Annotated in this window: 10 protein-coding genes; 4 read left to right on the forward strand and 6 right to left on the reverse strand. The window is 42.0% G+C overall.

From position 1 onward, the window contains the following. Nucleotides 1-97: 97 nt before the first annotated feature. The gene (gene prmA / locus FBB35_RS01955) at nt 98-1,018 is read right to left on the reverse strand and encodes a 50S ribosomal protein L11 methyltransferase (protein ID WP_174708251.1); all 921 of its coding nucleotides are present in this window, start codon (nt 1,016-1,018) and stop codon (nt 98-100) included. A gap of 136 nt (nt 1,019-1,154) precedes the next feature. Further along, entirely contained in the window at nt 1,155-2,735 is a 1,581-nt protein-coding gene (gene serA, locus FBB35_RS01960; protein WP_174708252.1) for a phosphoglycerate dehydrogenase, read from the reverse strand. A gap of 677 nt (nt 2,736-3,412) precedes the next feature. Here serA and FBB35_RS01965 point away from each other — a divergent pair. After that, nucleotides 3,413-4,174: a Uma2 family endonuclease gene (locus tag FBB35_RS01965; protein WP_174708253.1), complete on the forward strand. Its 762-nt coding sequence runs from the start codon at nt 3,413-3,415 to the stop codon at nt 4,172-4,174. Nucleotides 4,175-4,269: 95 nt separating this feature from the next. Here FBB35_RS01965 and FBB35_RS01970 read toward each other — a convergent pair whose 3' ends face one another. Next, nucleotides 4,270-5,838: a histidine kinase N-terminal 7TM domain-containing protein gene (locus tag FBB35_RS01970; protein ID WP_174713493.1), complete on the reverse strand. Its 1,569-nt coding sequence runs from the start codon at nt 5,836-5,838 to the stop codon at nt 4,270-4,272. A gap of 69 nt (nt 5,839-5,907) precedes the next feature. Between FBB35_RS01970 and FBB35_RS34170 the strand changes: the two genes are divergently transcribed. Continuing rightward, on the forward strand, nt 5,908-6,303 hold the full coding sequence (locus FBB35_RS34170; protein ID WP_254625668.1) for a transposase: 396 nt from the start codon (nt 5,908-5,910) through the stop codon (nt 6,301-6,303). Nucleotides 6,304-6,397: 94 nt separating this feature from the next. Further along, nucleotides 6,398-6,865, forward strand: a complete 468-nt coding sequence (locus tag FBB35_RS34175; RefSeq protein ID WP_254625790.1) for a transposase — start codon at nt 6,398-6,400, stop codon at nt 6,863-6,865. Between the two features lie 176 nt (nt 6,866-7,041). Here FBB35_RS34175 and FBB35_RS01980 read toward each other — a convergent pair whose 3' ends face one another. Next, complete coding sequence (locus FBB35_RS01980) at nt 7,042-7,896, reverse strand: HIT family protein (RefSeq protein WP_174708254.1); 855 nt, start codon at nt 7,894-7,896, stop codon at nt 7,042-7,044. Nucleotides 7,897-7,995: 99 nt separating this feature from the next. Then, nucleotides 7,996-8,820: a Uma2 family endonuclease gene (locus tag FBB35_RS01985; protein WP_174708255.1), complete on the reverse strand. Its 825-nt coding sequence runs from the start codon at nt 8,818-8,820 to the stop codon at nt 7,996-7,998. A gap of 149 nt (nt 8,821-8,969) precedes the next feature. Between FBB35_RS01985 and FBB35_RS01990 the strand changes: the two genes are divergently transcribed. Next, nucleotides 8,970-12,704: a HEAT repeat domain-containing protein gene (locus FBB35_RS01990; RefSeq protein WP_174713494.1), complete on the forward strand. Its 3,735-nt coding sequence runs from the start codon at nt 8,970-8,972 to the stop codon at nt 12,702-12,704. A gap of 10 nt (nt 12,705-12,714) precedes the next feature. Here FBB35_RS01990 and FBB35_RS01995 read toward each other — a convergent pair whose 3' ends face one another. Then, entirely contained in the window at nt 12,715-13,023 is a 309-nt protein-coding gene (locus FBB35_RS01995) for a HigA family addiction module antitoxin (RefSeq protein ID WP_174708256.1), read from the reverse strand. Nucleotides 13,024-13,028: the final 5 nt, after the last annotated feature.

The following is a 13,028-nucleotide window of genomic DNA, read 5'->3' on the forward strand; positions in this document are numbered from 1 at the left end:
TGACGCAAACCATAGCTGAAACCTTCATTTTCAGCTAAGAGCAATTCATGTAGACGCAAAGTCGCTTCCGGCAGGGTATTGCCCAGTTTTGCATCGGTTAAGAACGCCGTACATTCAAGCAACACCATTCTTTTCGTTTCCACAGGGTAGCAACGACCCAACCATTTTGTTCTAAAGCATCAGCAACAGCTTTAGATTGTTCTAGTAAAATACCACTGAAGATTGCCCAAGTTTCAGGTTTAGCGATCGCACTCATTTCTGGAATCAACTCAATAATTACATGAGCCAAAATATTGCAAACTATACCGTCCACTGGTTTATCAAGCAGTTTTGTTAAAACGTCTACACTTCCCAGTGCTGGTAGTAAACGTTCTGAGTCAATGTCATTCAGGACACCATTACTGATAGTTGATTGCACCGCTAAAGGGTCATTATCTACTGCATAGACTTTTTCGGCTCCCAGTAGCAGCGCTCCAATGGAAAGGATACCAGAACCACAGCCAATATCTGCAATTACCAGATGTTTATGTTTGCCACTATTACCCACAAATGACTGAGGAACTCGACTCAGCCTCATTTCTAGGGATTCCAAACATAGCTGGGTGGTGGCATGGTTGCCCGTACCAAATGCTACACCAGGGTCAAGACGAATTACCAACCGTTCTGTTGTTTCTGGTAATGGTAGCCACGCGGGATTAATTAGGAAGCGATCGCCAATTTCTTGCGGATGCCAATATTGTTTCCAGCTAGTTGCCCAATCTTCCTCATCAATTAACTGCCATTGCAGTGAGGGAGATGAAACTCCTACACAGAGGGCATCTTGACGCAGCCACAGCGATAGTGCTGCCAAATCTAGCAGCTGCGTTTGAAGTGTCGATAAATAAGCCCTAACTAAAGATGAATTTCCTTTATTTTCACTAGCTGTCCCACGACAGCCAAAATCTTCCAGTCGCCAAAAGATTGAATCTTCTAGGTCTGGCTCACATAAAATCTGTAGTTCCCACCAGGTGTTTGCCATCTTTAGAGTGCTGTTAGCGCTAGCGGGGCATTTAGCCCGTGGTGAGTGGTGAGTGCTGAGTATGAGGGAGTTAGGAGTTAGGAGTTTTCTTTCTCACTTTTCTATCACTCAGCACTCACTACTCAGCACTCAGCACTCATAGAGTTACTGTATACGCGTCCCGAATACCAGGGACTTTTATAATCTCATCCAAAATGCCCTCTGGTAAAGGGTCATCTATACTCAAAGCCATTACCGCATCACCACGGACGATTTTACGACCTACTTGCATACTGGCAATATTCACATTAAAACTGCCGAGTAATGAACCAAGTTTGCCAATAATCCCCGGCATATCGCGGTGCAGGGTAAACAGCATATATTTGCTGGGTGGGACGTTAATGGGGAAACCGTCAACATCGGTTAGGTGGATTTCCCGCTCGCCTAGCAAAGCACCTGTGACCGAATGAGTACCTAAAGTACCCGTAGCTTCTAGATGAAGCGTTCCGGCATAGTCTCTGATGGAAGCATCACGGGTTTCAATTACCCGAATTCCGCGTTCTTTAGCTTCTATGCTGGCATTGACGTAATTTACCCGTTCGCGCAAAGCTTGGTAAAGTAATCCTTTCAGGGCAGCTACTACCAAAGGCTGACTTTTATTGGTTGCAAGTTCGCCTTGCAAACGAATATTGAGTACTTCCACCCGTCCGCCAGCTAGCTGTCCTACTAGATTACCCAGAGTTTCTGCTAGTTGCATGTAGGGTTTGAGTTCTTCCAACACATCGGGGCCGAGTCCGGGAATGTTTACGGCTGAACGCGCTGGTAGTCCTAAAAGTACATCCCGAATTTGTTCGGCAACATCAATTGCCACATTCACTTGAGCTTCTGCGGTAGAGGCTCCCAAGTGGGGGGTGAGGATAACTTCCTTACCTAGCGATCGCAATTCCGATTCACCCAGAGGTTCTGACTCGAACACATCCAAGGCTGCACCACCAATTTTACCCGCTTTCAAAGCTGCTGCTAAAGCTACTTCATCAATGATCCCACCACGAGCGCAGTTGATAATCCGGGCTGTAGGTTTCATTTTTGCCAGGGTTGTGGCATTGATTAAGTGCGTGGTTTCTGGGGTTTTGGGGATGTGTAGGGTGATATAGTCTGCTTGCTGGAAGAGTAAATCTAGCTCCACCAACTGACAGCCAATTTGTTCGGCTCGTTCTGTAGAAATAAAAGGGTCATAAGCTAGGAGTTTCATCCCCATTGTCTTAGCTACAGCCGCAACATGGGAGCCAATTTTACCCAAACCGACAACGCCGAGAGTTTTTTTGTAGACTTCCGCGCCAACAAAGCTATTGCGATCCCACGCACCGCGTTTCACCGAAGCGTTAGCATCGGGGATGTGGCGAGACAAAGACAGAATCATTGCTAGCGCGTGTTCAGCGGCGGCAATTGTGTTTCCCTCTGGAGAATTGACTACTACAATTCCTCGGCGTGTGGCTGCGGGAACATCCACATTATCCACACCCACGCCAGCACGGCCGATAATTTTTAGCTGAGTGCCAGCTTCAATGATTTCTTGAGTGACCCGCGTACTAGAGCGAATCATCAGTGCGTCATATTCACCAATAATTTCGAGCAGTTGGGCTGGTTTTAGACCTATTTTGACATCAACAGTAGCAACTTGCGAAAGAATGTCAATTCCAGCTTGGTCAATAGAATCTGAGACAAGAACCTTAGACATGATTACTTCATTTAAAGCTACAGGTTTTGCTGCACAAGACTTTTTAGTTTAGTCTTTATCTGTCGCACTTCAGCAAAAATTATTCGTTTGAATATGAATTTAACCTTTACTTACGCTACGTGCTGATGGTATCGAAGCGTGAGTTGCTTTCGATGGGTACTCCCTCCTCAGTATTTAAGGATGAGTGGCTGTTTGCGCCACCCTGTCGCTAAATATAAAGCATTAATAGCACTAAGCACCTATATATTTATTAATAGTTAAGAGTTACCAAAATTTTATCGGTTTAAGTAACTTCCTTGGTAGGGAATAAACGCTTGTATGCTTGACAGGGCTGCAACTTTATCAGAGGCAATGCTATACACAACCAGGAAACGAGCTAGTAACTAATATATCTGTCGAATCTTGTCTGTTTTTCAATACCACAAGTGGTATCTCTTAGTCAAAGCAAAACATTGCATAATTTAAGATAATCGGATTGTGATAGCTAGAATTTAGGCATCAAATAAATTTTATTGCTCATGATTCCGGCAGATTTAAAATTTTTTAGTAATTAAAAGCTAGCAACTATATTCAGTAGAGTATTCAATGTACATTAGTACTCTACTGAAATATAGTTGCGGAAAAATCGCTATAATTCTGGTGAGCCAAATATCCTTTGAGTTTTGGGGAAACCAGCCATGTTAGAGTACAACTTGCCAAGGTACTTACCCTCAGCTGAGGAGCTACCAGACTCTGACGAAACACCTGTGGATAATGAACTGCAAGAATTGATACCAGGTTTGCTGAAGGCGATCCTGCTAATACTTTGGGCAGAACGCATGGACTGGCTATTTGCCATAGATATGGGTATTTATTATCATCCTGATAAACCGCCCATTGTGCCAGATGGGTTTTTAAGCTTAGGGATAGAGCGGTTTTATGATGAAGAGTTGCGTCCCAGTTATGTGTTGTGGGATGAAAATGTTGTACCGATTTTCGTGTTAGAAGTAGTTTCCCAAAACTATCGCAAGGAATACACTACTAAATTGGATGAATACGAGGCTTTAGGTGTACTTTACTACGTGATTTATTCCTCTCGTCGCCGCCGCAAACCCCATCTGGAAGTACATAAGTTAGTTAATGGTAAGTATGAATTGCAAGAGGGAAACCCCGTTTGGCTACCAGAAATCGGCTTAGGAATTGGTTGCGAAAGGGGAAATTATTGCGGTGTAACGCGGGAATGGATGTATTGGTATGATGAGCAAGCACAACGATATCTCACGCCCGCAGAACAAGTAAAACAAGAAACACAACGCGCTCAACAAGAAGCACAACGCGCTCAACAAGAAACACAACGCGCTCAACAAGAAGCACAACGCGCTCAACAAGCAGAAGAACGGGTGCAACAATTGACAGAACAATTAAGAGCGCTAGGAATAGATCCAGATAATCTGGGTTAAGTAGGTAGGCATAATTAAATATTAAGATGTCATTACGAAGCAATCCCAAAGACTTTGCGATCGCTTCGCAACGCTGTTGAAATTTCTACATCTTATCAATTAGATTGCACACACTTGATGCAATTACGGCCATCTAACTTAGCGGCATATAGCGCTTGATCAACTACTTGCAATAACTCATCAGTGGTTTTTCCATGATCTGGAAACACGGCCACTCCACCTGAAACTGTTGTATATATTTCTTTACCTCTAGATTCCAACCGCGCAGCTTGAAACGATAAGCGGATATGTTCAGCGTGTTGAAACGCTTTCTCCTGTGTCAGCCCAGGTAAAGCTAATACAAATTCTTCACCACCATATCGGCATACAATGTTTTGAGAATTAGTATCACTATAGTAGCGAAGAAGGTCTGCAAATACCTGAATTACGCGATCGCCAGCCTGATGACCGAATGTATCATTAATTTTTTTAAAATAATCGATATCCATCATTATCAGGGCAACCCGCTCAGAATCCCGCGTTCCCCGTACTAGTTCTTTTGGAAATATCTCGTCAAAATAACGCCCATTAAACAAGCCTGTCAGCCCGTCCCGTATAGCCTGTTCTCGTAACTGAACCTGTAATGTTTGAATTTCAAGTACCTGTTTTTGCAAATATTCATTCGCCTGTCGCAGTTCAGATTGAGTCTGATAACGTTGGGTAATGTCACGCAAAACAAGTAAACGACCTGTTAACTGCTTGCGCTTATTGTGTAATGAAGTAATTAGTAGCTCTACATAACAAGGAGTTACCGAATTGATGAATATCTCTGTTTTGACGCTTTCATGAGTATGGTACAGCCTGATGATTTCTGGCCATTTTGCCAAAACTTGAGCAGCAGGTTGTCCAATATGCTGCTTTTTCACCCCAATAAGATGTTTTAGCGCCGGATTAAAGTCAATAATCCGATTTTGGGCATCCAACACCAGCACACCGTCACTCATATTCTCAATCAACGTATCTCTAGCTACAGGAACGAGGTCAAACATTCTGAAGCGAAAAAGGCTAACAAAATAGAACAGTCCAGCCAGCATAAAGCTCATGGGGGTGATATTTAGACCAGGAGGAGTGAGGCGGAGCATATACAAGCTAGCGCCTAATATTGGTAATACTGCACCGGCTAATGCCATACTTGACTGCCGACGAGACAGAACTGATGGCACTAAGGCTTTCTGAATAAGCATTACTACCCCTGTAAGCGTGTAGAGGTAAACGCAGGCCATAATCCAAAAAAAACCAAGATTATGTTGATAAATCACAAAATTACTTCCTTTGGGATCTGGTAAAAAGCCAGACCAGACTAAGCCATGCCATTCGTTTGTTGCTACCAAAATCACATTGAAAGTAGGGATAGCCCATAGCAACGCAGTATTTCGAGGCGTTAGCCAACGATTTTTATTCGTGAACTGCATTGCAAATATGAGGAAGAGCGTAATTACACTGCCTGAACCGACATATTCCAGCTTTGACCAAAATATTTTTTCTCGGAGCAAAATTGCTGCTGCTTCCATTGCTGCAACTGTAGCGTATCCAGCGATCGCTAGCATCATCAAAATGAAAGGCTTGCTAGCCAAACAAATTGAGCGACGCTGCCAAGCTGCAAACGCAACAGTAGTTGAGATGATTACAGTATAGCGGTTATCAGTCTACTTCAGTACAGTAGGAGAGAGCAATTCTACTGATAATTGGTGGTGATGAAAGCCTACTCTCTCGACTTGCGTCAAAAAATAGTTGATGCTTATGCCTGCGGTGACATTTCCCAACGAAAACTGGCTAAAAACTTTGGTGTCACCTTAAGTTTTGTGCAAAATTTACTCAAACGCCATCGAGAATTGGGGATGATAGGCCCCAAGGTGCGGACTGAGCAGACAGCAACAAAGTTGAATGCTGAACAGTTAGAAATCCTGCGCCAACTCGTCATAGCACAGCCCGATGCGACGTTAAGCGAATTGCGGGAACGACTTTACGAGAAAACAGAGGTCTTAATTGGGGTAGCTACGGTGAATCGGATGGTTCGCTGGAAACTTCACCTCAACCTCAAAAAAAAAGTCTCCACCTCACAAAAAAAGGTAGTGATGAAGTCCAACTAGCCCGATTTGAGTACTGGAAACTCTTGAGGGGGATACCCGTCGAAGAGCTGATTTTCTTAGATGAATCGGGAGTTAATCTGTCCTTCATCCGCAAATGTGCCCGCGCCTTGCCTGGCCTTCAGCCTATGCTCAAAAGCCCAACCGCAAAGGGAAAAATGTCTCGGTAATTGGTGCAATTAGCTTGAAAGGACTGCTCACCCAATGGAGTGGCTTAGGTTCTATCGATGCTTTGACTTTTGATGCCTTCATCGCCCAAAAGCTCGTACCCAAACTTTGGCCTGGTGCAGTGGTGATCATGGATAACTGCTCAATCCATAAAAGTGATGAACTTGAAGCTTTGCTCATCGCTGCTGGCGCTCATCTCATTTATCTCCCCCCCTATTCTCCCGATTTTTCACCGATTGAGAATTGTTGGTCCAAGATTAAGAACATTCTCCGTCGCATCGGTGCAAGGACATACCCTGATTTACTCCAGGCATTAGATACGGCATTCGCAGAAGTGACAATAGAGAATTTGCTGGGTTGGTTTACTCACTGCTGCTACTGTACCTCACAAGACTGATAACCGCTATAACGCTCAGAATAACAAAGTAGAGATTGTACTGAAAAAGCATAGTGACGAAGCATTTAATATTTGATCTCAACCTTATGAGATAAGTTTGATCCAGTAATTTTTATAATTACTTCAAAGCGATCAAGTTACAGCATAATTCTGAATTCTGAATTCTTGCAGAAAAACTATTGCTTTTTAGGGATAACGTTCCTGATTCCACTTTTAGCGCCAACAGTATCACCTTTGTATCGAGGGATGATATGAATACTGGCGTGCATAATATTTTGACCGGCGGCTCGATTAATATTCATTCCTATATTAAAGCCATCAGGTTCAAATTCTGCTTTGAGAATTTCTTGTACTTTATTCACCATAAACCAACAAGCAGATTGCTCTTTCATCGGTAGTTCAAAATAACTGCTAACGTGGCGTTTGGGAATAATTAAGATGTGTCCTTTGCTTATAGGATAGCCATCAAACATAGCATAAGCTGTTGCTGATTCAGTTAATAAATTGAGATTTTTATGAGGATTACAGAATATACAATAGTTAGATGAATTTCGCTGATGATTATAGTGAACATACTCATATACTTCCCGATATTCATCTAAGCAAATTGAAGTAAAGGGAAGTCTGGCAATACACTGATAAGTAGGTTTTTTATGGACATAATGTTCTCGGAACCCTTCTTTTTTGAGATCCCTTCTTACGGCATAATAAGCTTTACCTCCTGGTTTTAATAAATGTGATACTTCCATAAGAACATTAGCTTGTTCTTCAGTAAATAAAGCATTTAAAACATAAAAGCAAATTATTGTATCAAATTTAGTCTCAGGATATTCTGGAAAGTAATAAGGGTCATAGCCTGTAATATCACAACCTTTTTGGCGTAATATTTTAACATCATTACCAAAGCCACAACCAAAGTCTAGTATTTTGCCTTGGAGAAGGTTTTGATTCAATAAAAACTGTGCAGGAAATGATAGATAACTTCTTTCGATCGCAGTAAGATGGCTGAACTTATTTTTTTGCTGTTTCATAGAATTTTGGTGATGTCCCAAAATTATTATTCCCAGCATTTGCTTAGGTTATGCGATGTCTACGACGGGTGGTTCCTGAGCGCAGTCGAAGGGCTACGCCTACGCATCAGGGTCAATACCTAGCTCATGTAACTTAGCTGCTAATATATCAGCACGTTGGCGTTCCTGTTCAGCGCGTTGTCGTTCCTGTTCAGCGCGTTGGCGTTCTTGTTCAGCACGTTGGCGTTCCTGTTCAGCGCGTTGGCGTTCTTGTTCAGCACGTTGGCGTTCCTGTTGGGCTTGTTCGCTGCTCCACAACAGCATATTTCCTTCTGTATCCCACCAGCGCAGCCAATTCATGGTTTGGCATAATCTTTCACCTTGCCAAATTCCGAGAAATAACTCTAACTCAGGAATCCAGTAGCGTCCATTAGCGTCTGCTTGCTGCAAAGTATATTGTCCATTTTGCAAGCAGCGTAGTTCTATGCTTGGTTCGTAGGGATCGTAGGTTACGTATGTTGGAACTTGGAGAATCTTTTCGTAATAATAGAGTTTACCGTAGGGTGGAGTTGAACGGACTGATAGTTCTCCACCTTCTGTATCTGAGAGAAATTCCATCACTACGGCCACAGCAGCACCTTCTAAATTCGGGGTGTAGCTGCGACGAACTACATTTGTTCCTACAGACTGGACTTGAGGGACATAAAACCAGTCTGGAGCTTTGACAACAATTTTTTTGTTGACTGTGGCTACAAGTCCAAAATTAGAGCCAATCAGCATTTGAGGTTGGATGCGTCCTGTGCTTCCCAAAGCATCGGTAAGCGCAGCAGCGATCGCAGGTTGTTGAATATTTTCCACTGGATCGTCAGGTAAAATGAAGTCGGCTGGAAGTGCTTCCCAAGTAACAATTGGTTCTTTTTGGATGGGGTTAACTTGTAGAACCATAAAATTATTCCTAATATCCATGCACAGTATATTAGTTATTTTTAACAAATCTTCAGCCAGCATCGCTTTTAAGCTAAAAACCCAGAAATCTGGAAAGATTTCTCTGACAGGTGTATATACTCGTAGTCAAGCACTTAGCAGGCGTGAGTATGATAGTTGAGTGGTTTACTCTCTGGATAGGTCAAAAAGCGGTTGGATTTCTTGTCAAAACTATTATTAGCGAAGATTTTTTCAAAGATTTAGTCAAGGACTACGCTAAAGATTTTTTCAAACATACCTTTAATAATGCTGTAACCGCGCCCTTTAAGCAAGAACCGCTTCAGAAAGTTGTAGTCATGGCGCTGACAGAATTTTTGCAACTGATGCAGCAGCAGTTAAAGGTTCGTTGCAAACTTGATGAAGCTGAAATTCAAAATTATGCTGAAGATATCAATAAATTTATCCGTGATAAGTCGGTTAAAGAAATTCTTGGCCAGGCTTTTGATATTAAATGTGATTCTCTAGATTTTAAAACACTAGTAGATAGTTGGAAAAGACTTCAACTCAAACCTCTACCACCTAAATTTAACTGGCAAACAATTACAGAGCAGTATCTCATACAAGTTCAAGATATTCTTTCGGATTCAGAAGAGTTACGCTATATATTAGAACTTCAGAAATTATCTAGTATTGATAAGACTTTAAAAGAAAACGCAGATACTCCCAAGGATTTTAATTTACCGCAATATTTAGAAACCATTCGTGAACGCTACGGTAATCTGAAGTTAGATAGTTTAGAAAGTACATCCCGCGAACATCCGGTAAGCTTATGGCAAATGTTTATCCCGCAAAATGTGCGGCAAGTTTATCAGGTTTTACCAGAACTGCCTAAAGAATATCTCCGCAGACTACAAGAAAGTAAGCAATTAGATACGGAATTTGAAATAGACAAATTTCAAGAAGAAACAGAACGTTATCAACGCACTTATTTTGAACAGCCAATCCGTTCAGTATTAGATGTTATCCGAGAGAAGCAACGTAAGAATTATCTAGTTATTTTAGGTGATCCTGGTTCCGGTAAGTCTACATTGTTGCAATACCTAACGTTGGATTGGGTAGAAAAAACTCTCGAACAGAATGATTTTAATCTGCCAATTCCTTTGCTGATTGAATTACGCAATTATATGCGCGATCGCGATACGGGTAGTTGTAATAATTTTCTCCAATTTTACCATAATAGTCCCAATTGTTTTTATCACCTCAATCAGCATAAATTGCATGAGCAGCTAAAGGCTGGTAACGCTTTAGTCATGTTTGATGGTTTGGATGAAATCTTTGAATCGGCGAAGCGGGAGGAAGTAATTACCTGTATTCATCGCTTCACTAATGAATATCCCGATGTGCAGGTTATTGTCACTTCTCGAATCATCGGCTATAAGCAGCAACAGTTGCGAGATGCAGAATTTCGCCACTTTATGTTGCAAGATTTAGAACTAGCGCAGATTCAAGATTTTATCGAACGTTGGCATGATAAAACTTTTACTCATGCCGAGGAAAGAGATAAAAATATCAAACGAGAGCGTCTACAAAGAGTAATTAATGAATCAAAAGCAATTGCAGAACTAGCACAAAATCCTCTGCTGTTAACCATGATGGCAATTCTCAATCTCAAGCGAGAATTACCCAGAGATAGAAGTGAACTGTATAAAGATGCTTCAGAGGTTCTGCTGCATAATTGGGACGATGGACGCAATTTAAAGCCCGATGAACGTCTGGACATTATTGATTATAAAGATAAACAGGCTATGTTGCGTCAAGTCGCTTATCTTATGCAAACTAGTGAAAAAGGTTTAGCTGGCAACATTATCTATGCGGATGATTTAGAAGCAATATTCACTAAATATCTGCAAAGCATACCAGTGAGTGATGCCAGAGATAAAGCCAGGCGGTTGATGAAACTACTGCGCGATCGCAATTTTATTTTATGTTTCTTGGGTGCAGATTACTATGCCTTTGTGCATCGGACTTTTTTAGAATATTTTTGTGCTTGGGAGTTTGTTTGGCAGTTTGAGAAGGAACGCAGTATTTCAATTGAGGATCTCAAAACTAAAGTTTTTGGCAAACACTGGCAAAATGAAACTTGGCATGAGGTGTTGCTGTTAATTGCGGAAATGATTGAGGCTAAATTTGGTGGTGAAATTCTTGATTACTTAATGGTGCAAGATGGGGAAGAGAAAAAGTTTATCAACTTGTTTTTAGCGGCTAAATGTCTTGCAGAAGTGAGAAATCGCTCGGTGATTGCATCAGTGGCTACTAAATTACTTAAGGAGCTAAAAGATTTAACTAAATATGACCTCTGGTACTATTACTCCCTTTCTGATAACGAAGAAACTAAGCTAGTTCAGGAAATTCGCACTCAAGCAGTTGCAACAATTGCTGCAATTTGGAAAGATAACAGCGATACCTTACACTGGCTCAAAGACCGCGCCAATGCTGATAATGAATGGTATGTGCGACGTGCAGCCATTCAAGCATTAGCTAGCAATTTCAAAGATGACCCGGACACCCACTCATTTCTCAAAGACCGCCTCACTGCTGATAATTCATGGAGCGTACGAGGTGTAGCCATCCAAGCATTAGCCAGCAATTTCAAAGATGACCCGGACACTTTCTTGATTCTCAAAGACTTCGCCACTACTGATGAATCTGGGGACGTGCGATGTACAGCCATCCAAGCATTAGCCAGCAATTTCAAAGATGAATCGGACACTTTCTTGTTTCTCAAAGACTGCGCCACCGCTGATGAATCTGGGAATGTCCAACGTGCAGCCATCGAAGCATTAGCCAGTAATTTTAAAAATGACCCAGACACTTTCTTGTTTCTCAAAGACCTTACCACTGCTGATGAATCTGGGAATGTGCGAGGTGCAGCTATCGAAGCATTAGCCAGTAATTTTAAAGATGACCCAGACACCTGCTCGTTTCTCAAAGACCTTGCCACTGCTGATGAATCTGGGAATGTACGAGGTGCAGCTATCGAAGCATTAGCCAGTAATTTTAAAGATGACCCAGCTACCTGCTCGATTCTCAAAGACCGCGCCACCTCTGACGAATCTGGGTATGTACGAGGTGTAGTCATCGAAGCATTAGCTAGTAATTTCAAAGATGACCCAGACACTTACTCATTTCTCAAAAACCGCGTCACTGTTGATAATAACAGGGATGTGCGACGTGTAGCCATCAAAGCATTAGCCAGTAATTTCAAAGATGACCCGGACACTTGCTCGATTTTTAAAGACCGCGCCACTGTTGATAAATCTGGGGAAGTGCGATGTGCAGCCATCCGAGCATTAGCCAGCAATTTTCCAGACGATCTCGATACCCACTTGTTTTTCAAAGAACGCGCCACCGTTGATGATGGGGATGTGCGACGTGTAGCCATCCGAGCATTAGCCAGCAATTTTCCAGACGATCTCGATACCCACTTGTTTTTCAAAGAACGCGCCACTGTTGATGATGATGGGAATGTACGAGTTGCTGCCATCCGAGCATTAGCCAGCAATTTCTCAGACGATCTCGATACCCACTTGTTTTTCAAAGAACGCGCCACTATTGACGATGATAGGAATGTACGAGTTGCAGCCATCCAAGCATTAGCCAAACACTTCAGAAATCAGCCTGAGTTGTTTGAAATTTACTACAACTGTGCTATCAATGAATCCTTTGAGGGTAGCCATAACCCTTGGTCGCACCCTAACCCTCGGCGCGTTGCACTGGAGATAATGATCAAGCAATTTTCTCAACATCCCCAGACTTTACCACTATTGCGGGACAAAGCAGAGAACGACCCAGATGAGAAAGTGCGAGAGTTTGCTCAACAGAAGTTGGCAGAATTAGAGAAGTAGCTTGACAAACTCAGGTTATATTATGAAACGAAAATGTAGGTATTTGATTATAAACTTCTGCATTTTCTTCAAGAGCTTGACGTATATCGTATTGCGTTTGTAAATTTAACCAAAACTGAGCGCTGTTACCAAAATAGCGAGATAAACGCAAAGCTGTATCTGCTGTAATAGTACGTTTTCCAGATAAAATTTCACTAATTCTTGTCTGAGCTACACCTATATCTTTGCTTAATCGATAAGGGGTGATATTTAGTGGCTCTAAAAATTCTAGTTGTAGGATTTCTCCAGGGTAAATATTTGGCAAACGGTTGTTGTTCATGATTA

This window comes from Nostoc sp. TCL240-02 (genome assembly GCF_013343235.1).
Taxonomy (GTDB): Bacteria; Cyanobacteriota; Cyanobacteriia; order Cyanobacteriales; family Nostocaceae; genus Nostoc.

Excerpts from the sequence above, each read along its gene's own strand:
- prmA (WP_174708251.1), bottom strand. The coding sequence starts at position 1,018 with ATGGCAAACACCTGGTGGGAACTACAGATTTTATGTGAGCCAGACCTA.
- serA (WP_174708252.1), bottom strand. The coding sequence starts at position 2,735 with ATGTCTAAGGTTCTTGTCTCAGATTCTATTGACCAAGCTGGAATTGAC.
- FBB35_RS01965 (WP_174708253.1), top strand. The coding sequence starts at position 3,413 with ATGTTAGAGTACAACTTGCCAAGGTACTTACCCTCAGCTGAGGAGCTA.
- FBB35_RS34170 (WP_254625668.1), top strand. The coding sequence starts at position 5,908 with ATGAAAGCCTACTCTCTCGACTTGCGTCAAAAAATAGTTGATGCTTAT.
- FBB35_RS34175 (WP_254625790.1), top strand. The coding sequence starts at position 6,398 with ATGTGCCCGCGCCTTGCCTGGCCTTCAGCCTATGCTCAAAAGCCCAAC.
- FBB35_RS01980 (WP_174708254.1), bottom strand. The coding sequence starts at position 7,896 with ATGAAACAGCAAAAAAATAAGTTCAGCCATCTTACTGCGATCGAAAGA.
- FBB35_RS01985 (WP_174708255.1), bottom strand. The coding sequence starts at position 8,820 with ATGGTTCTACAAGTTAACCCCATCCAAAAAGAACCAATTGTTACTTGG.
- FBB35_RS01990 (WP_174713494.1), top strand. The coding sequence starts at position 8,970 with ATGATAGTTGAGTGGTTTACTCTCTGGATAGGTCAAAAAGCGGTTGGA.
- FBB35_RS01995 (WP_174708256.1), bottom strand. The coding sequence starts at position 13,023 with ATGAACAACAACCGTTTGCCAAATATTTACCCTGGAGAAATCCTACAA.